The sequence below is a fragment of the Pseudomonas sp. GT1P32 genome (assembly GCF_054897805.1).
The window spans coordinates 2819460-2836066 of record NZ_CM142704.1 but is presented as its reverse complement, the minus strand read 5'-3'; the positions used below and the strand labels follow the sequence as shown (position 1 = coordinate 2836066).

Here is a 16607-nt window from a genome sequence, read left to right as displayed (position 1 = left end):
CTCGCTCCCACAGTGTTTGTGCATAGCCGGCCGGCATTGGGGCAAGCCTGATGTGCGAAAAGTCGTTACTATAAGCGCCTCTTTGCCTGCCTTGCCATGGACACCATGACCGAGAACGACTATCTGATCGCTTGGGGCCTTTACGCTTTCGCCGCTTTAGGCTGCCTGTTGGTGTGGATGCGCATGACCCGCTGGATGTGGCGCTGGTTGCGCGAGCCCCTGCGGCTGCTGGTCGCTGTGTTGCTGTTCAGCCCGACGATCATCGATCCGGTGAAGGAAAAAGTCGCACCGGCCATCGCCATTACCGCCCTCGATCTCGCGTTCAAGGTCGGCAACAATGCCTGGCGGGCGGTCTCCGACCTGTTCATGTACGGCATGATCGCCTTCGGCATCTATCTGGTGTTCGTGGCGATCCGTTTCCCTATCGAACGCGCTTCCAACGCTCGCAAGGAACGCACGGCGGCCGCCAAGGCTGCGGCGCGAGCCGACGACCCTGACGACGATCATCCTTTCGGCGGTGCCGGTGATGACCGTTACGGTCGTCCGCCGGTCCCGAGCAACCCTCAGCGTATGCGCGTCGAACCGCGTTTGTAACCTTGCCCCTGCCTTACAGAGAGTCCGAGCATGTGTGAGTTATTGGGCATGAGCGCTAATGTGCCGACCGATATCGTGTTCAGCTTTACCGGGCTGATGCAGCGCGGCGGCCGCACGGGCCCGCACCGTGACGGTTGGGGCATCGCCTTTTATGAAGGCCGCGGCCTGCGTCTGTTCCAGGACCCGGCGGCGAGCAGCGAATCGGAAGTCGCCAACCTGGTGCAGCGTTATCCGATCAAGAGCGAAGTGGTCATCGGCCATATCCGCCAGGCCAACGTCGGCAAGGTCTGCCTGTCCAACACCCATCCGTTCGTGCGCGAACTGTGGGGGCGCAACTGGTGTTTCGCTCACAATGGTCAATTGGCGGACTTTCAACCGCTCAAGAGTTTTTATCGCCCGGTCGGTGATACCGACAGTGAAGCGGCGTTCTGCGATCTGCTGAACCGCGTACGCGCGGCGTTCCCGGAACCGGTAGAGATCGAAGAACTGCTGCCGGATCTGGTAGCCGCCTGCGCCGAATACCGCAGCAAAGGCGTGTTCAACTGCCTGCTCAGCGACGGCGACTGGCTGTTCTGCTATTGCTCGACCAAATTGGCGCAGATTACCCGTCGCGCACCGTTCGGCCCGGCGCGCTTGAAGGATGTCGACGTGATCGTCGATTTCCAGGCCGAAACCACGCCCAACGACGTGGTCACGGTCATCGCCACCGAGCCCCTGACCGAAAACGAAACCTGGACCCGCTACGAACCGGGCCAATGGAGCCTCTGGCGACGCGGTGAATGCGTCAGCCAGGGCAAGACCGAATAAGGATTCTCCCCCATGTTGCTCAGTTATCTACGACTGGTGTTGTTCGCGGCGGGCCTGTTGATCGGCGTCCAGGTGCCGGGGTTCATCAACGACTACGCCAAGCGGGTCGAAGCGCACCTGATTGAGGCGCAGACCGGCTTGAGCGGTTTTCAGGGCACCGCCATTCAATTTTTCAAGGGTGACATGCAGGCCCTGGTCGCCCACTACCGCGCCAGCGAAGACCCGGTTTTCCGCAGCGATGCCGACAGCCTGAGCAACCTGCTCACCCGTCAACTGGCCCTCGATAAACAATTCCAGGCCATGCAAGGCCCGTGGTACATCCGTTTTCTGCAGGTTGTACTAGCCGCCGACCCGGATATCCGCAAGGAAACCTGGAACGGCTACAGCTACCAGATCCTGCTGACGCCGGAAGCGATGATCTGGGGCATGAGCGGCGCGTTGCTGTTGTCGTTCGGGATTGAATGCCTGTTCCGGCTGATCGACTGGGTGGTGCTGGGCGGCAAACGCCTGCGCCAGAGCCGGCCGATTGAAGAGCGGGATTTACGCGGGTTGTAAGTGATCAGCGCGCAAGGACGATGTAGTTTTCGCCAACCTTGCGCGCATACCCCGCCAGCACCTGCTGACACAGCGCCACAATCTCCTCGACCCATTCCGCCCCGGTCCGCCAGGACACCACCACTTGTAAATCCGGTGGCCGTTGATCGATGGCCAGCAAGGTCAATTCGCCGCGCGCCAGCTCCTCGGCCACCAGCACCGGTGGCAACGCGCCAATGCCGAAACCGTCCCGCAGCAGCCGGGTAATCGCCGACACCGAATTCACGCAGTTAAGCCGTGGCGTCATGACGCCATTGGCCTGCATCAGCGCGAGTACCTCTTGATGCGGGTGTGAGTTTTTCGAGTAGGTAATGATCCGCTCCCGCGCCAGATCGGCCACGCTGGAATACTCGCGGTTGTAGATCGAGTTGCTGGCGGCGATCCAGCCCATCGGGTGACTGGCCAGCTCCAGGCTGCGCACGCTTTCCTGACGCAGCAGGTCGGTTTGCAGGATCAAGTCGAGGAAGCCTTTTTGCAGCTGATCGCAGAGGTTGAGCGAGGTATCGGCCACCAGCTCGATTTCCACCAGCGGATAGTGATCCGTCATCTGCGCGACCAACGGGCTCAGCCAGGTATGAATCACCGTGTCCATCACGCCGATGCGCACCCGTCCGACCTTGCTTGAGCGGGTCTCGATCGACTGCTTGAGCGCCTGCATGGTGTCCATCATCTGCTCGGCATGTTCGAGCACTTTCAAGCCTTCGGGCGTCAGGCTCACGCCGCGTGAATCGCGCAGGAACAGTTTCACCCCGAGTTCGCCTTCGAGCACGGCGATGCGGCTGGAAATCGACGCCTGGGTGGTGAAGAGCTTGTCGGCGGTCAGGCGAAAACTTTTGAGTCGGGCGACCCAGACGAACGTCTCGAGAAACTTCAGGTTCATGGGGTCAGCTCGTGGATAAAGTTTTCTTATGTCTAAGGCGGGTTTTTATTAGTTGGACGCAGTAGGGCAGGCAGCCCAAAAATCAGGGCATCCGGTTCCCACGATAGGCGTCGTCGGGGCTCAGAACAATACCAATAAAATTTGCACGGAGAGTTGCCATGAGTGCGCCCGACACCACCGTCATCCCGAAAGCCGCGGCTCGCCCGGGACCTTTCGACTGGTACCGCAACATCAATCAGCAGGAACGCCGCACATTCTGGAGCTGCAAGATCGGCTACGGCCTGGACGGCATGGACACCCAGATGCTCAGCTTCGTGGTGCCGACCCTCATCGCGATGTGGGGCATCACCACCGGCGAGGCCGGGCTGATTCACACCAGCACGCTGATCGCCTCGGCCATCGGCGGCTGGGTGGCGGGGATTCTCTCCGACCGCATCGGCCGCGTGCGCACTTTGCAACTGACGGTGTTGTGGTTTGCCTTCTTCACCTTCCTCTGCGGCTTCGCGCAAAACTACGAACAACTGCTGATCAGCCGTACCTTGATGGGCTTCGGTTTTGGCGGCGAGTGGACCGCCGGCGCGGTGCTGATGGGTGAAGTGATTCGCGCCAAGGACCGTGGCAAAGCGGTGGGCATGGTGCAATCGGGCTGGGCGCTGGGTTGGGGGCTGACGGCGATTCTGTATGCGCTGCTGTTCTCGGTGTTGCCACCGGAAGACGCGTGGCGCGCACTGTTCATTCTCGGCATCGTCCCGGCGATTTTCGTGATCTTCGTCCGCCGTCTGGTCAAGGACCCGGAAATCTACCGCGAAGCCAAAGCCAAACAGGAACCGAGCAACCCGGCGAAGTTCTACGAGATTTTCGCCCCCGGCATCCTCTTCACCACGATTCGCGCTTCGATACTGACCACCGGCGCACTCGGCGGTTACTACGCAATCACTTCCTGGCTGCCGACGTTCCTGAAGAACGAACGTGGTTTGAGCGTACTCGGCACGGGCGGTTATCTGGCGATGGTGATCGTCGGTTCCTACGTCGGTTACGTCATCAGCGCGTATTTGACTGACATCCTTGGCCGTAAGAGAAATTTCATTCTGTTCGCGGTGGGCTCGTTCACCATCGTGTTGCTCTATACCCAGTTGCCGGTCAGTAACGGCGTGATGCTGTGGCTGGGCTTTCCGTTGGGCTTCTTTGCTTCGGGGATTTTCAGCGGCATGGGTGCCTTTCTGACCGAGTTGTTTCCGACGCGGATTCGCGGTTCGGGCCAGGGCTTTTGCTACAACATAGGCCGGGCGCTGGCGGCGTTGTTTCCGCTGTTGATCGGCTTACTCAGCCAGAAGGTGCCATTGAGCGTAGGCATCGGGGCGTTCGCGGCGGTTTCCTACGGGGTGGTGATCCTTGCAGCGTTGAGCCTGCCGGAAACCCGTGGCAAACAACTGGATGCGCAGTAATCTGCCCACATCTGAAAAGAACAAAACCTACAGGAGTGTTCACCGTGAGCCGCCTGCTATTGAACTGCGACATCGGCGAGAGCTTCGGCAACTGGACCATGGGTCTGGACGCCGAGGTCATGCCCTTCATCGATTGCGCCAACATCGCCTGCGGTTTCCACGCCGGCGACCCGAGCATCATGCGCAAGACCGTCAGCCTGGCCCTGAGCAACGGCGTACAGATCGGCGCCCATCCGGCCTATCAGGATCTGGTCGGGTTCGGCCGTCGCTCCATGGCTTATACCGCCCAGGAACTTCAGGACATTCTGCACTACCAGATCGGCGCCCTCGACGGCCTCTGCCGGGCGCAGGGCGGGCGCGTCAGCTACGTCAAACCCCACGGCGCGATGTACAACGACATGATGGCCAACCCGGCGCAATTACGCGCCGTCCTGCAGGCCGTGGCGTCTTATGACAAGACGTTGCCGTTGATGCTGATGGCCACCCGCGACAACAGCGCGGCGCAGCGATTGGGTGATGAGTACGGCGTGACGCTGTGGTTCGAAGCGTTCGCCGATCGTGCCTACGACAGCGCCGGCATGCTGGTTTCGCGGCAACTGCCGGGTGCAGTGCATCACGACCCGGAAAAAATCATCGAACAGGCACTGACCATCGCCCGTGGTGACAACCTGACCGCCAGCGACGGCAGCGCCTTGCATTTGCAGGCCAACACTCTGTGCGTACACGGTGACAACGCCAGTTCCGTGGCGGCCGTGCGGCGCATTCGCGAAGCCCTCGATCAGCAGAGTGCGCCATGAAACTTCGGGTGGAAGTGGTGGCGCTGGATTGCCTGATGGTGCGGCTGTTCGATGAGATCGCCGAAGCCAACATGCCGTGGATGCTCGCTGCCAGCGAAAACCTGCGTGCGGCGTTCGGTGCACATTTGATTGATCTGGTGCCGTCGTATACGACGTTGATGGTGCATTACGATTTGACTGCGTTGAGCCCGGCGCAGGCGCGGGAATTGATCGCCGAAGCACTGATCGACCTGTCGCCCAACACACGTACCGGGGGCAAATGTCATGTGCTGCCGGTCTGGTATGACGTGAGCGTCGGTCCGGAATTGCGCTTGTTGTCTCAGCGCAGCGGGCTGGCCGTGGAGGAGGTGATCCGCCGCCACAGTGACCGTGAATATCAGGTGTTCGCCTTGGGCTTCGCGCCGGGTTTTGCCTTTATGGGGTTGGTGGAAGAAGTCCTCGCCGCACCGCGCCTGAATACGCCGCGCAAAAAAGTCGCGGCCGGCAGCGTCGGGATCGCCGAACGGCAAACCGCTGCCTACCCGGTGGTGTCCCCCGGTGGCTGGAACCTGATCGGTCGCACCCCGGCCAAACTGTTCGACCGCGAGCGCGACGGCTACAGCCTGATGCAACCGGGCGACACCGTGCGTTTTCAAGCGGTCAGCCACGCCGAGTTCATCAACCTGGGCGGTGACGACACGCCACTGGAGGCGCAGGCATGAGCCGGCTATCGATTGAAGCGAGCACACCGTTGTGCCTGTTGCAGGACGCTGGCCGTTTTGGCGTGCGGCATCTGGGCGTGACCCAGGGCGGCGGGCTGGATTGGCGCTCGATGTCCTGGGCCAACTGGCTGCTGGGCAATGCGCTGGACGCACCGGTGATCGAAATCACCCTCGGCGGATTTACCGTGGTGGCCGAGGACGATTGCTTGCTCGCGCTGGCCGGGGCAGACCTTGGCGCGCAACTGGACGGTCAGGCGCTGGCGCCGTGGCGCAGTTTCAAGCTGCGCAAAGGTCAGCGTTTGCAGTTCACTCAGCCACTCCTGGGGGCGCGGGCTTATCTCGCGGCGCCGGGCGGTTTTGATGCGCCGAAGGTGTTGGGCAGCAGCGCGACGGTGGTGCGTGAGGAGCTGGGAGGGCTGGATGGCATGGGGCGGGCGTTGGCCAAAGGTGCGTCGCTGAGCTACTCGGCTGAAGCGCCATTGCTGATGCGCGAGTTGCCTCGCGAACAAATACCGGACTTCAAACCCGATTTGCCACTGGACGTGGTACTCGGCGCGCAGATCGGCGAGTTCAGTGGCCAGAGTCTGTTCGATGCGTTCAACAACGCCTGGACCCTCGACAGTCGCGCCGATCGCATGGGTATTCGCTTGCTGGGAACAGCGTTGCAGTACCAGGGCAAACCGATGATTTCCGAGGGCATTCCGCTGGGCGCGGTGCAGGTGCCGCCGGACGGGCAGCCGATTGTGCTGCTCAATGATCGGCAGACCATTGGCGGGTATCCGCGACTGGGGGCGTTGACGCCGCTGGCACTGGCGCGGCTGGCGCAGTGTCTGCCGGGGGCGACGGTGCGGTTGCGGCCGGTGGTGCAGGATGTTGCGCATCGGGAGCAGGTTGAGTATTTGCGGCGGTTTCAAGGCAGTTAAAAGCTTCGCGGGCAAGCCTCGCTCCTACAGGTCGGGGTATGCCGAGATCTGTAGGAGCGAGGCTTGCCCGCGAAAGCGTCAGTCCAGGCAATGAAGATTATTTGGACAAAAACCGCATCCCTTCCTCAAGCCCCCGCAACGTCAGCGGGTACATCTGATCATCAATCAAATCCCGAACTATATTGGTCGAGGACGTATAGCCCCACGTATCTTTCGGATACGGGTTGATCCAGATGAGCTTCTTGTACTTCTCCTTGAACCGCTGCATCCATACGTAACCGGCTTCTTCGTTCCAGTGCTCGACGCTGCCGCCGGCCTGGGTGATCTCATAAGGCGCCATCGCCGCGTCACCGATGAAGATCACTTTGTAGTCGGCGCCGTACTTATGCAGCAGGTCCTGGGTCGACGTGCGCTCGGAGGTGCGGCGCATGTTGTTCTTCCACACCGATTCATAAATGAAGTTGTGAAAGTAGAAGTACTCCAGGTGTTTGAACTCGGTCTTGCAGGCCGAGAACAACTCCTCGCAGATCTTCACATGGGCATCCATCGAACCGCCGATGTCGAACAGCAGCAACAGCTTGACGGTGTTACGCCGCTCCGGCCGCATCTGGATGTTCAGCAGGCCGGCATCTTTGGCGGTGTGGTCGATGGTGCCATCGATGTCCAGCTCTTCGGCCGCACCCTGACGGGCGAATTTGCGCAGCCGACGCAGGGCGACCTTGATGTTGCGCGTGCCCAGTTCCACCGAATCGTCGAGGTTCTTGTACTCGCGCTGATCCCAGACCTTGACCGCCTTGCCCTGGCGCTTGCCGGCATCACCGACCCGAATGCCTTCCGGATTGAAGCCGCCGGAGCCGAACGGGCTGGTGCCGCCGGTGCCGATCCATTTGTTGCCGCCGGCGTGGCGTTCTTTCTGTTCTTCCAGGCGTTTCTTGAATTCTTCGATCAGCTTGTCCAGGCCACCAAGGGACTGGATCGCCGCCCGCTCTTCGTCGGTCAGCGAGCGCTCGAATTCCTTGCGCAACCAGTCTTCGGGAATCAGGGCCTGAAGGTGATCGTCGAGTTTTTCCAGGCCATTGAAGTAAGCACCGAACGCTCGGTCGAACTTGTCGAAATGCTTTTCGTCCTTCACCAGAATCGTCCGGGACAGGTAGTAGAACTCGTCCATGTCGGCGAACGTCACGCGCTGTTTCAGCGCGTTGATCAGGTCCAGCAGCTCACGCACCGAGACCGGCACCTTGGCTGCGCGCATTTCATTGAAGAGGTTGAGCAACATGGCGTTAGCCCCTACTTAATCAGAGCTTAGCGAGTACCGCGACGACTCATGAACGCCAGGCGCTCAAGCAATTGCACGTCCTGTTCGTTTTTCACCAAAGCACCGGCCAGCGGCGGAATGGCCTTGGTCGGATCGCGTTCGCGCAGCACCGCTTCGCCGATGTTGTCGGCCATCAGCAGCTTCAGCCAGTCCACCAGTTCGGAGGTCGATGGCTTTTTCTTCAGGCCCGGCACCTTGCGCACATCGAAGAACACGTCCAGCGCTTCGCTGACCAGGTCCTTCTTGATGTTCGGGTAGTGCACGTCGACGATTCGCTGCATCGTGACGCGATCCGGGAAGGCGATGTAGTGGAAGAAGCAGCGGCGCAGGAAGGCGTCCGGCAGCTCTTTCTCGTTGTTGGAGGTAATGATGATGATCGGACGCTTCTTGGCCTTGATGGTCTCGTCGATCTCGTAAACGTAGAACTCCATCTTGTCGAGTTCTTGCAGCAGGTCGTTCGGGAACTCGATGTCGGCCTTGTCGATTTCGTCGATCAGCAGAATCACCCGCTCGTCGGACTCGAAAGCCTCCCAGAGCTTGCCCTTTTTCAGGTAGTTGCGAACGTCATGGACCTTTTCCGTGCCCAGCTGCGAATCGCGCAGGCGGCTGACCGCGTCGTACTCGTACAGGCCCTGATGCGCCTTGGTCGTGGATTTGATGTGCCAGGTGATCAGCTTGGCGCCGAAGGACTCGGCCAACTGCTCGGCCAGCATGGTCTTGCCAGTGCCCGGCTCGCCCTTGACCAGCAGCGGACGCTCCAGGGTGATGGCGGCGTTGACCGCCAGCTTCAGGTCATCGGTGGCGACGTAGGCCTGGGTGCCTTCGAACTTCATCTGCTAATCCTCGAACGGTAACGCCGACCTGACAGGGCAGGGCGGGGCGCAATAATTGTAGTACCCGACTATAACGCGCTGCTTGGTCGACTGTGAACGCAGACGGCTTATTCAGTCTCTGAATGGGGCGTCACATCTTGACTCAGTCTCGGCGGCTGGCCAGTATTGAGCTATCGCCATTTTGGCGATAGCTTGCAAGGCATGTCTACTAAATATCGATTTCGCGATACGTACCGGATTCAGCTGCGAGAGAAAGATCATCCGCCGCCCCATGTCCACCTGACCGGTGGCGGGCTGGATGTGATGCTCAGCCTGGAAACGGTTGAAGTGATGGTCGGCAAGGCGCCGCCGTTGATTATCAAGGAAGCTCTGGAATGGGTCAGGACCCATCAGGTGCAGCTACTGGAGGACTGGAAACGATGTTACCCATGAAACGACCACGGTTGTCTGCTGTTCAGGCGTTGCCGGATTACCGTTTGGCGCTGGCATTTATCGACGGTCAGCAACTGACGCTCGATTTGAGCCGTGACCTGCGTACCTATCCTGGATTGCAACCGTTGCTAGAAGCGGGGGCTTTCGCCAGTGCAACCCTGGGCGATGATGGCTGGAGCGTCGAATGGCCTGAGCAGGATATCCAGATCGGTGCAGACACCGTTTATCTGGATGCGCTCGCGCAAAACGCAGCGGATGAAAATACCCGGATCTTCATCGACTGGCGCGCGCGTACCGGGTTGCCGCTCAATCAGGCCGCCGAGGCTTTGGGGGTGAGTGCCCGCAGCATTACGCGCTACAGCAGCGGCCGTGAAGCCGTGCCCCGGTCATTGGCGCTGGCCTGTCTGGGGTGGGATTTTCTGCAGCAGCGAGATCCGGCGCGGGCGGCTGAAGAAACCGGCCGCTACACCGTTACACGCAAACCCTAACCGGCCTCCGGCTTCGGCCGTTCATACCGGGCATTGAAGGCCTGGACAAAACCGTTACGTAAAATCTGCAAAAACGCCTGGAACGCGCTGATATCTTGCCGATGAACGTTGCCACTCAATTCAACGCGCGTTGCAAACTGGTTCTTGCCCTGGTTTTTCAGCACGGTTTCGGAACCACCGACAATGGCCTCCCAAATGGAGCGGAACAGCCCTTTGTCCTTGTTCTCGACGTCCTGTTGCCAGTTGAACACATCGACGTCTTTCAGCAGTGGCTTGATGTAGCCAGTCAATTGGGCTTTTTTCGCTTGCGCTTCAATCACCACATCACCGTGCCCGGCATTGAAATCGAATTTGCCGTAGGCCGAGGCGAAGTCGTTCATGCGTTTGAGTTCAATGTCCTTGGCACGCAGGCGAAACTGGAAATCCTCGAAATTGCTCAGCGGATCGAAGGTCGCGCTGGTTTCCAATGGCGCGTGCCCCAGCAGCAGCGCTTTGCCATCGAACCGTGCGTCGCGCTTGCCTTGCTTGTCGACGACGTTGGTCAGGTTGTAAATGCTCGCGTTCACCTGGGTAGCGTTCATGTTCACGGGGGGCTTGGAATTGAAGTTCCGAAAGCTGATCTTGCCGTCGAAGATACGCACTTCGTCGAAAGTGATCGGCGCCAGTTTGCTCAATTGCGCGCGCCAGTCGGTGCCTTGACCGGTCTGTGAGTTTTGCTTGTTGGCGCCGCCATCGACGAAGTTCACCTCTGGGTTGAAGAACTGCACCTTGGCCACGACCGCGTGGTCGTACCAGAGGGAATGCCAACTGACGGAAAGATCGATCAGCGGCGCATTGACGAAAGGCACCGGGACCTTGCCGTCGACCTTGACGATTTTCAGCCCGTTGATTTTGTAGGCGCCGCGCCACAGGGCCAGGTCGACGTCGGTGATCTGGCCTCGGTAGTCGCCCATGTCGGCGAGCTTGTCGTTCAAGTAGTTACGCACCAGGTAGGGCAGGGCAACATGCACGGCCATCAGCAGTACGACGAGACCGACGAAGATCCACAGGGGCCAGCTGTATCGAGGTTTCATGATGGCAAATCTCTGGCGATGTAAAGCCATTGACTGCGCCGGTCACCGGACGTTCGACTGACTGGACGACCACGGGCAACAGGCATACCGTGGAGGGCTAATTCAACGCTGCATAAGGACCCAGCCATGAGCCGTATCTTTGCTGACAACGCCCATTCCATCGGCAATACGCCGCTGGTGCAGATCAACCGCATTGCGCCGCGTGGCGTGACCATCCTGGCCAAGATCGAGGGGCGCAACCCTGGTTACTCGGTGAAGTGCCGGATTGGCGCGAACATGATCTGGGACGCCGAAAGCACCGGCAAACTCAAGCCTGGCATGACCATCGTCGAACCGACCTCCGGCAACACCGGCATTGGCCTGGCGTTTGTCGCCGCCGCACGGGGCTACAAGTTGATGCTGACCATGCCGGCGTCCATGAGCATCGAACGGCGCAAAGTGCTCAAGGCGTTGGGTGCCGAACTGGTGCTGACCGAGCCGGCCAAAGGCATGAAAGGTGCGATTGAAAAGGCCGCTGAAATAGTTGCCAGTGACCCGTCCCTCTACTTCATGCCGGCGCAATTCGAAAACCCGGCCAACCCGGCCATTCACGAGAAAACCACTGGTCCGGAAATCTGGAACGACACCGACGGTGCCGTTGATGTGCTGGTGGCCGGCGTCGGAACGGGCGGAACCATTACCGGTGTTTCGCGGTATATCAAGAATACCCAGGGCAAACCGATTCTCTCGGTGGCGGTGGAGCCTGTGGTGTCACCGGTGATCACGCAAGCGCTGGCCGGTGAAGAGATCAAGCCTAGCCCTCACAAGATCCAGGGCATCGGTGCCGGCTTTGTGCCGAAGAACCTCGATCTGTCGATGGTGGACCGGGTCGAGTTGGTCACCGATGACGAATCCAAGGCGATGGCTTTGCGCCTGATGCAGGAGGAAGGGATTTTGTGCGGCATCTCTTGCGGTGCGGCCATGGCTGTGGCCGTGCGCCTGGCCGAAACGCCGGAAATGCAGGGTAAGACCATCGTGGTGATTCTGCCGGACTCCGGTGAGCGTTACCTGTCGAGCATGCTGTTCAGCGATCTGTTTACCGAGCAGGAGAATCAGCAGTAATCGTGAACAAATCAAAGCAGTGATGTTTCGATTTTGATCCCGACAAGTGGGCTGATCCAGGTCAGCCCCCGTTCAGGAGACATATGTTAAGACGTGCGTTGTTGCACAATCTTTAACAGTGAATGTTGAGAAAAGCGGGTTTTTCCCGAGGCCGGTAGTGTTTATCATGGCCGGCCGCCACGTCGGGTAAATGGCGTAGTGCAGAGTTGCTAATTCTCAAGGAGTTGTAGATGACCTTTACCATTGCCGCGAAGGCATCGCTGTTGCTGCTGTTCCTCGGCAGTACCCTCTATGTGCACTTGCGCGGCAAGGCGCGTTTGCCGGTCTTGCGTCAGTTCGTCAACCATTCCGCTTTGTTCGCACCGTACAACGCCTTGATGTACCTGTTCTCCAGCGTGCCGTCCAAACCCTACCTGGATCGCAGCAAGTTCCCGGAACTTGATGTGCTCAAGGACAATTGGGAAGTCATCCGCGACGAAGCCATGCACCTGTTCGATGAGGGTTACATTCGCGCCGCCGAGAAAAACAACGACGCCGGTTTCGGCTCGTTCTTCAAGAAAGGCTGGAAGCGTTTCTACCTCAAGTGGTACGACAAACCCCTGCCATCGGCCGAAGCGCTGTGCCCGAAAACCGTGGCCCTGGTCAGCAGCATTCCAAACGTCAAAGGCGCCATGTTCGCCTTGCTGCCGGGTGGCAGCCATCTCAACCCGCACCGCGATCCGTTTGCCGGTTCCCTGCGCTATCACCTGGGGTTGTCGACGCCGAATTCCGATGATTGCCGCATCTTCGTCGACGGTCAGGTTTACGCCTGGCGTGATGGCGAAGACGTGATGTTCGACGAAACCTATGTGCACTGGGTCAAGAACGAAACCGAGAAGACCCGGGTCATTCTGTTCTGCGATATCGAACGTCCGTTGAGCAACCGCGTCATGACCCGCATCAATCGCTGGATCAGCAGCTTGCTCGGTCGTGCCACGGCGCCGCAGAACCTCGATGACGAGCGTGTCGGCGGGATTAACCGGGCCTACGCCTGGAGCAAGAACTCCAGCGACAAGTTCAGCGGCGTGGTCAAGCAGTGGAAGCGGCGCAATCCTAAAGCCTACCGTGTGCTGCGACCGGTGCTCGCGGTGGTGGTGTTGACGTTGTTGGGGTATTGGTTGTTTGGGTGAAACCGGACTCTGAATAAAGAACCGCTCCTTGTGAGCGGTTTTTTTATGAGGAAAAGGTGAAAGAAGCTCCAGCGAGAACGCCCATCGGCTCTTCTGTTACCGGGTTTGCCAGTGTATCTCTGATGCGACGCAAAACACTTTCTGGCAACTCTGTGGGTGGTCGCTTCGGAGTTGCCTTGATGGCTTGTCTATCTGCAATATTTTTTTCAGCGAGAGCTTTCATTGCATCTCCAGCGTTGATCATAAAATGAGCAGTTGGCCCGATATTAGTCGCACTCCATAAGCATCACAAGCCGACCCTCTGTGTCGAATTCAAAACCAAGCTGCTGATAGATGGCGATGGCACCTTTTACAGGCTCCTGTATTTCGATCTGTCTGCAGCCAATGATTTGTGCAAAGTGAGTGACAGCGGTCAGTGCGAGCGAAGCAATCAGACTTTTCAGGGGATGACCTCTTTCTGGATTACCCTCCAATCGCACGATCTTTACTCGTTGACGACTCTGGTTTGGATTCGCAAAACACAGCCCGCATAACTCCAGATCAAACCAGATCGCCAGATCAAAACACATCGGCTCTTTTGCCTTCCATCCAACGACCTCATTCCATGAATAGTGCGGATCATTCCAGTGCTGGAATGCATTCAATGCCTGTGCGTTGATTGGTTCGAAACGAATCCTGGAAAAATCGAAGCCGACTTGGCCTCCATGCTGCAGTTCTTGATGAAGTCGGGACAGGGTGGCAATTGCCAGCTTTCGAGCATTTGATCTGTACAGCTGATACCGAAGTTGAGTCCGTTCCCTTGGCATTAAATCTTTGTCATTCCGTATTCCCACTATCGGGCGTTTGCATTCCTCTCCAAGGTAGGACACGGAGAACAACCTGTATCTACTGGCCCTTTGTCCAAGTCATTGCAATCCATGTCCAGCGCTGGTTATAGTCGGCGCTTGGTGATTTTCGTTTACCGTCCACCCCATCAAAAAAGATCAGCCCATGCCTGCTTCCCTCATCAACGCGGTAGTCGATTCAGCGGTCCACGCTGGCGTCGTGCCGTGCGGGAATCAGCAGCCTGCGCAGATCAGTCATTACCCCCCACCTGTCCGTAGCACGCCGGTGTACGCAGTCGTATCACCGCCGGGCGTTGGCGTTTCGGGCTGATCAGCTTTCCCTGCTGTTCCCATGCCCTTCTAAAAGCGTTCGCCTGAAAAACTACTGGATTTCAGCTTTGGCTGAGTTGGCTTTTTGTGCCTGACTACAGGTGGTATTCATGTTTGTCCTTTCGAAAAAAACCGCGCTCGCGGCGGCGTCCACGAGCCTGTTCGTTTTGCTGTGGAGCAGCGGGGCGATCTTCTCCAAATGGGGCCTGGCCCACGCGTCGCCCTTCGCTTTTTTGCTGATTCGCTTCGCCATCGCGCTTTGTGGATTGGTGCTGCTGGTGCCATTGCTCAAGCTGAAACTGCCCAAGGGTGGCAAGCCGATGCTGTATGCGATGGCCACTGGCGTGGTGTTGCTGGGTGCTTATCAGATTTTCTATCTGCTGGCCCTGGACCTGAAGGTCACGCCGGGCGTGATGGCCACGATCATGGGTGTGCAGCCCATCCTCACGGTGGTGATCATGGAGCGCCAGCGCTCAGCGAACCGGGTGTTCGGTCTGATGCTGGGTTTGGCCGGATTGATCATGGTGGTGTACCAGGGCATTGGTCTGGCCGGCATGTCGCTGGCCGGGATGTTTTTCGGTTTGCTGGCGTTGGCGAGCATGACGTTCGGTTCGATCATGCAGAAACGCATCACCGATAATCCCCTCGGTACGCTGCCGGTGCAGTATCTGGCAGGGCTGTTGTTGTGCGGGATCTTCGTGCCGTTCCAGCCCTTTCACTTTGAACACAGCAGCGGTTTCATCGTGCCGGTGTTGTGGATGGGATTGGTGGTGTCGGTGTTGGCGACGTTGTTGCTGTACCGGCTGATCGCCCGGGGCAATCTGGTGAATGTCACCAGTCTGTTTTATCTGGTGCCGGCGGTGACGGCGGTGATGGATTATCTGTTTTTTGGCAACCAACTTGCGGTGTTGAGCATGGTTGGGATGGTGCTGATTATTGTTGGTCTGGGGGTTGTGTTTCGTCAGGCAGGGTAGAGCGGTTGGGAGGGCATATCCGTTTTTTTGTGATGGCTGATATTGGTTCCGCCCTTACGGCGGGTCACTTGGAAAAGCGCCAAGTAACCAAGCGCTCTTGCCCCTTTCGTTCGGTGCCTCGCTCCGGTCCTGCTCCGTGGGCCCGCCGCCCCCGGCCATGGATGGCCGATGGCGGCGGGCCCACGGAGCAGGACCGGAGCGAGGGGATGGCGAGCATTAGCGAGCCACCGAACGAAAGGGGCAAGAGCGCTTTGGTTACTTTCCGCCGGGCCGCGCAGGCTTTTCGAAAGTGACTCGCCGTAAGGGCGAAACCAATAGCCGCCGTTACAAAAACAACGGATATGTACCCCGACCAAAACCAGACCAATACTAAAGGCCCGCCTACTTACTCAGAGCATGCTCAGCCCGCACCGAATTCATGAACGCCTGCATCGCCGAAGACTGAATACGATGACGCCGGGTAATCAACCCATACGGCGGCAACCGCGCTTCAAACTTGATCGGCAACACCGCCAGCAAATCACGCCCCGGATAATCCTCGACCACCGACACCGGCGTGACGCCGAGCATATCGGTCTGCTGGATCAACGACAGCAACGTCATGATCGACGTGGTTTCAACGATGCTGCTGGGAATGTCGACCCGCGCATTGTGAAACACCTGATTGATGATCGCGCGCATCGGGCTCGGTTGCTGCTGCAACACCCAAGTCATGTTCTGCAATTCCGCCCAGCTCAGGTTTTTCTCCCGCGCCAATGGATTCTGCGCACCGGCAATCACGCACAGCTCCTCTTCACCCAAGCTATCGAACAGCAATTCTTCAGCCCGTGCACCCGCCGGAATTCGCCCCAATACAATGTCGAGCTGATCCTGCAACAGTGCTTGCACCAGTACATCACTGGTGTCGACCTGAATGCTCATCGATAACCGTGGATGGCTTTTCTTCAAGGTGGCGATGGTGCGAGTCAGCAACCCCGAGGCCAACGCCGGAATCGCCCCTACGGCGACCCGCCCGAGGTTACCGGACTCCAGGGCGACCAGTTCTTCACGCATGCCGCTGAGTTCGGCAAACACCATGCGCGCGTAGTAGATGACGGTCTCCCCGAACGGGGTAGAGCGCATGCCCCGAGGCAGACGTTCGAAGAGTTCGACGCCGAGCAAGTCTTCGGCCTCGTGCAACATCTTGGTTGCCGCCGGTTGGGTCATGCCGATGTGGTCGGCGGCGCGGCGCAGCGAGCCGAATTCCTGCAACGCCAGCATCAACCGCAATTGGCGCAGACGCAATCGACTGTGGATCACATTGGCATCAGGAATTCGGGTCATGGGC

At 58.8% G+C, this 16607-nt stretch carries 19 protein-coding genes; 12 read left to right on the top strand and 7 right to left on the bottom strand.

Annotated features, from left to right (window positions below; all coding sequences use genetic code 11):
• The first annotated feature begins 96 nt into the window (after positions 1–96).
• From ACYZUC_RS12955 to ACYZUC_RS12945, 3 genes are read left to right on the top strand one after another with little or no spacing between them, the layout of a single operon-like run.
• Positions 97–594 carry an MFS transporter gene (locus ACYZUC_RS12955; RefSeq protein WP_192228710.1) on the top strand — a complete coding sequence of 166 codons (498 nt, stop codon included), beginning with the start codon at positions 97–99 and terminating at the stop codon, positions 592–594.
• 30 nt (positions 595–624) lie between these two features.
• Entirely contained in the window at positions 625–1401 is a 777-nt protein-coding gene (locus tag ACYZUC_RS12950) for a class II glutamine amidotransferase (protein ID WP_461996131.1), read from the top strand.
• 12 nt (positions 1402–1413) lie between these two features.
• A complete protein-coding gene (locus ACYZUC_RS12945) occupies positions 1414–1956 on the top strand; it encodes a DUF2937 family protein (protein WP_008035055.1) in 543 nt (180 codons plus the stop codon).
• Positions 1957–1960: 4 nt separating this feature from the next.
• On the opposite strand, the gene ACYZUC_RS12940 is transcribed toward ACYZUC_RS12945, so the two are convergent.
• Complete coding sequence (locus ACYZUC_RS12940) at positions 1961–2875, bottom strand: LysR family transcriptional regulator (RefSeq protein ID WP_008035056.1); 915 nt, start codon at positions 2873–2875, stop codon at positions 1961–1963.
• A 158-nt stretch (positions 2876–3033) separates the two neighbouring features.
• On the opposite strand from ACYZUC_RS12940, the gene ACYZUC_RS12935 reads away from it, so the two are divergent.
• Genes ACYZUC_RS12935 through ACYZUC_RS12920 form a run of 4 tightly spaced genes read left to right on the top strand, consistent with a single transcriptional unit; the run spans position 3034 to position 6741 of the window.
• A complete protein-coding gene (locus ACYZUC_RS12935) occupies positions 3034–4320 on the top strand; it encodes an MFS transporter (protein ID WP_461996128.1) in 1287 nt (428 codons plus the stop codon).
• Positions 4321–4364: 44 nt separating this feature from the next.
• Positions 4365–5117, top strand: coding sequence for a 5-oxoprolinase subunit PxpA (locus ACYZUC_RS12930; RefSeq protein ID WP_008035059.1), 753 nt, complete (start codon positions 4365–4367; stop codon positions 5115–5117).
• Positions 5114–5818: a 5-oxoprolinase subunit B family protein gene (locus ACYZUC_RS12925; RefSeq protein WP_008035061.1), complete on the top strand. Its 705-nt coding sequence runs from the start codon at positions 5114–5116 to the stop codon at positions 5816–5818. Before ACYZUC_RS12930 ends, ACYZUC_RS12925 begins: the two co-directional genes overlap by 4 nt.
• The gene (locus ACYZUC_RS12920) at positions 5815–6741 is read left to right on the top strand and encodes a 5-oxoprolinase subunit C family protein (protein WP_461996126.1); all 927 of its coding nucleotides are present in this window, start codon (positions 5815–5817) and stop codon (positions 6739–6741) included. Before ACYZUC_RS12925 ends, ACYZUC_RS12920 begins: the two co-directional genes overlap by 4 nt.
• Before the next feature lie 97 nt (positions 6742–6838).
• On the opposite strand, the gene ACYZUC_RS12915 is transcribed toward ACYZUC_RS12920, so the two are convergent.
• Positions 6839–8017 (bottom strand): vWA domain-containing protein, encoded by a 1179-nt coding sequence (locus tag ACYZUC_RS12915; RefSeq protein ID WP_214381342.1) that lies wholly within the window; start codon positions 8015–8017, stop codon positions 6839–6841.
• A gap of 26 nt (positions 8018–8043) precedes the next feature.
• A complete protein-coding gene (locus ACYZUC_RS12910) occupies positions 8044–8889 on the bottom strand; it encodes an AAA family ATPase (protein ID WP_461996123.1) in 846 nt (281 codons plus the stop codon).
• A gap of 201 nt (positions 8890–9090) precedes the next feature.
• Here ACYZUC_RS12910 and ACYZUC_RS12905 point away from each other — a divergent pair, with 201 nt between their 5' ends.
• Positions 9091–9321 (top strand): DUF4160 domain-containing protein, encoded by a 231-nt coding sequence (locus ACYZUC_RS12905; RefSeq protein WP_032829218.1) that lies wholly within the window; start codon positions 9091–9093, stop codon positions 9319–9321.
• Positions 9309–9809, top strand: a complete 501-nt coding sequence (locus ACYZUC_RS12900) for a DUF2442 domain-containing protein (protein ID WP_461996121.1) — start codon at positions 9309–9311, stop codon at positions 9807–9809. The genes ACYZUC_RS12905 and ACYZUC_RS12900 overlap by 13 nt, the downstream gene beginning before the upstream one ends.
• Here the strand turns inward: ACYZUC_RS12900 and ACYZUC_RS12895 are convergent.
• Complete coding sequence (locus ACYZUC_RS12895) at positions 9806–10882, bottom strand: DUF748 domain-containing protein (protein ID WP_461996119.1); 1077 nt, start codon at positions 10880–10882, stop codon at positions 9806–9808. The genes ACYZUC_RS12900 and ACYZUC_RS12895 overlap by 4 nt on opposite strands.
• Positions 10883–11008: 126 nt before the next feature.
• On the opposite strand from ACYZUC_RS12895, the gene cysK reads away from it, so the two are divergent.
• Both cysK and ACYZUC_RS12885 read left to right on the top strand, forming a co-directional pair.
• Positions 11009–11983 (top strand): cysteine synthase A, encoded by a 975-nt coding sequence (gene cysK, locus ACYZUC_RS12890; RefSeq protein WP_461996117.1) that lies wholly within the window; start codon positions 11009–11011, stop codon positions 11981–11983.
• Positions 11984–12213: 230 nt separating this feature from the next.
• Positions 12214–13152, top strand: a complete 939-nt coding sequence (locus ACYZUC_RS12885) for an aspartyl/asparaginyl beta-hydroxylase domain-containing protein (RefSeq protein WP_461996115.1) — start codon at positions 12214–12216, stop codon at positions 13150–13152.
• A 43-nt stretch (positions 13153–13195) separates the two neighbouring features.
• Here the strand turns inward: ACYZUC_RS12885 and ACYZUC_RS12880 are convergent, their stop codons facing one another.
• Complete coding sequence (locus ACYZUC_RS12880) at positions 13196–13375, bottom strand: hypothetical protein (RefSeq protein ID WP_461996113.1); 180 nt, start codon at positions 13373–13375, stop codon at positions 13196–13198.
• 43 nt (positions 13376–13418) lie between these two features.
• Positions 13419–13958: a hypothetical protein gene (locus ACYZUC_RS12875; protein WP_461996705.1), complete on the bottom strand. Its 540-nt coding sequence runs from the start codon at positions 13956–13958 to the stop codon at positions 13419–13421.
• A 458-nt stretch (positions 13959–14416) separates the two neighbouring features.
• Here ACYZUC_RS12875 and ACYZUC_RS12870 point away from each other — a divergent pair, with 458 nt between their 5' ends.
• A complete protein-coding gene (locus ACYZUC_RS12870; protein WP_461996111.1) occupies positions 14417–15280 on the top strand; it encodes a DMT family transporter in 864 nt (287 codons plus the stop codon).
• A 381-nt stretch (positions 15281–15661) separates the two neighbouring features.
• Here ACYZUC_RS12870 and ACYZUC_RS12865 read toward each other — a convergent pair whose 3' ends face one another.
• A complete protein-coding gene (locus ACYZUC_RS12865; RefSeq protein WP_461996109.1) occupies positions 15662–16603 on the bottom strand; it encodes a LysR family transcriptional regulator in 942 nt (313 codons plus the stop codon).
• Positions 16604–16607 lie beyond the last annotated feature (4 nt).

Coding starts and splice junctions, on each gene's coding strand:
- ACYZUC_RS12945 (WP_008035055.1), top strand. CDS start 1,414: ATGTTGCTCAGTTATCTACGACTGGTGTTGTTCGCGGCGGGCCTGTTG.
- ACYZUC_RS12885 (WP_461996115.1), top strand. CDS start 12,214: ATGACCTTTACCATTGCCGCGAAGGCATCGCTGTTGCTGCTGTTCCTC.
- ACYZUC_RS12940 (WP_008035056.1), bottom strand. CDS start 2,875: ATGAACCTGAAGTTTCTCGAGACGTTCGTCTGGGTCGCCCGACTCAAA.
- ACYZUC_RS12880 (WP_461996113.1), bottom strand. CDS start 13,375: ATGAAAGCTCTCGCTGAAAAAAATATTGCAGATAGACAAGCCATCAAG.
- ACYZUC_RS12910 (WP_461996123.1), bottom strand. CDS start 8,889: ATGAAGTTCGAAGGCACCCAGGCCTACGTCGCCACCGATGACCTGAAG.
- ACYZUC_RS12935 (WP_461996128.1), top strand. CDS start 3,034: ATGAGTGCGCCCGACACCACCGTCATCCCGAAAGCCGCGGCTCGCCCG.
- cysK (WP_461996117.1), top strand. CDS start 11,009: ATGAGCCGTATCTTTGCTGACAACGCCCATTCCATCGGCAATACGCCG.
- ACYZUC_RS12865 (WP_461996109.1), bottom strand. CDS start 16,603: ATGACCCGAATTCCTGATGCCAATGTGATCCACAGTCGATTGCGTCTG.
- ACYZUC_RS12925 (WP_008035061.1), top strand. CDS start 5,114: ATGAAACTTCGGGTGGAAGTGGTGGCGCTGGATTGCCTGATGGTGCGG.
- ACYZUC_RS12905 (WP_032829218.1), top strand. CDS start 9,091: ATGTCTACTAAATATCGATTTCGCGATACGTACCGGATTCAGCTGCGA.
- ACYZUC_RS12950 (WP_461996131.1), top strand. CDS start 625: ATGTGTGAGTTATTGGGCATGAGCGCTAATGTGCCGACCGATATCGTG.
- ACYZUC_RS12870 (WP_461996111.1), top strand. CDS start 14,417: ATGTTTGTCCTTTCGAAAAAAACCGCGCTCGCGGCGGCGTCCACGAGC.
- ACYZUC_RS12875 (WP_461996705.1), bottom strand. CDS start 13,958: ATGCCAAGGGAACGGACTCAACTTCGGTATCAGCTGTACAGATCAAAT.
- ACYZUC_RS12955 (WP_192228710.1), top strand. CDS start 97: ATGGACACCATGACCGAGAACGACTATCTGATCGCTTGGGGCCTTTAC.
- ACYZUC_RS12895 (WP_461996119.1), bottom strand. CDS start 10,882: ATGAAACCTCGATACAGCTGGCCCCTGTGGATCTTCGTCGGTCTCGTC.
- ACYZUC_RS12915 (WP_214381342.1), bottom strand. CDS start 8,017: ATGTTGCTCAACCTCTTCAATGAAATGCGCGCAGCCAAGGTGCCGGTC.
- ACYZUC_RS12920 (WP_461996126.1), top strand. CDS start 5,815: ATGAGCCGGCTATCGATTGAAGCGAGCACACCGTTGTGCCTGTTGCAG.
- ACYZUC_RS12900 (WP_461996121.1), top strand. CDS start 9,309: ATGTTACCCATGAAACGACCACGGTTGTCTGCTGTTCAGGCGTTGCCG.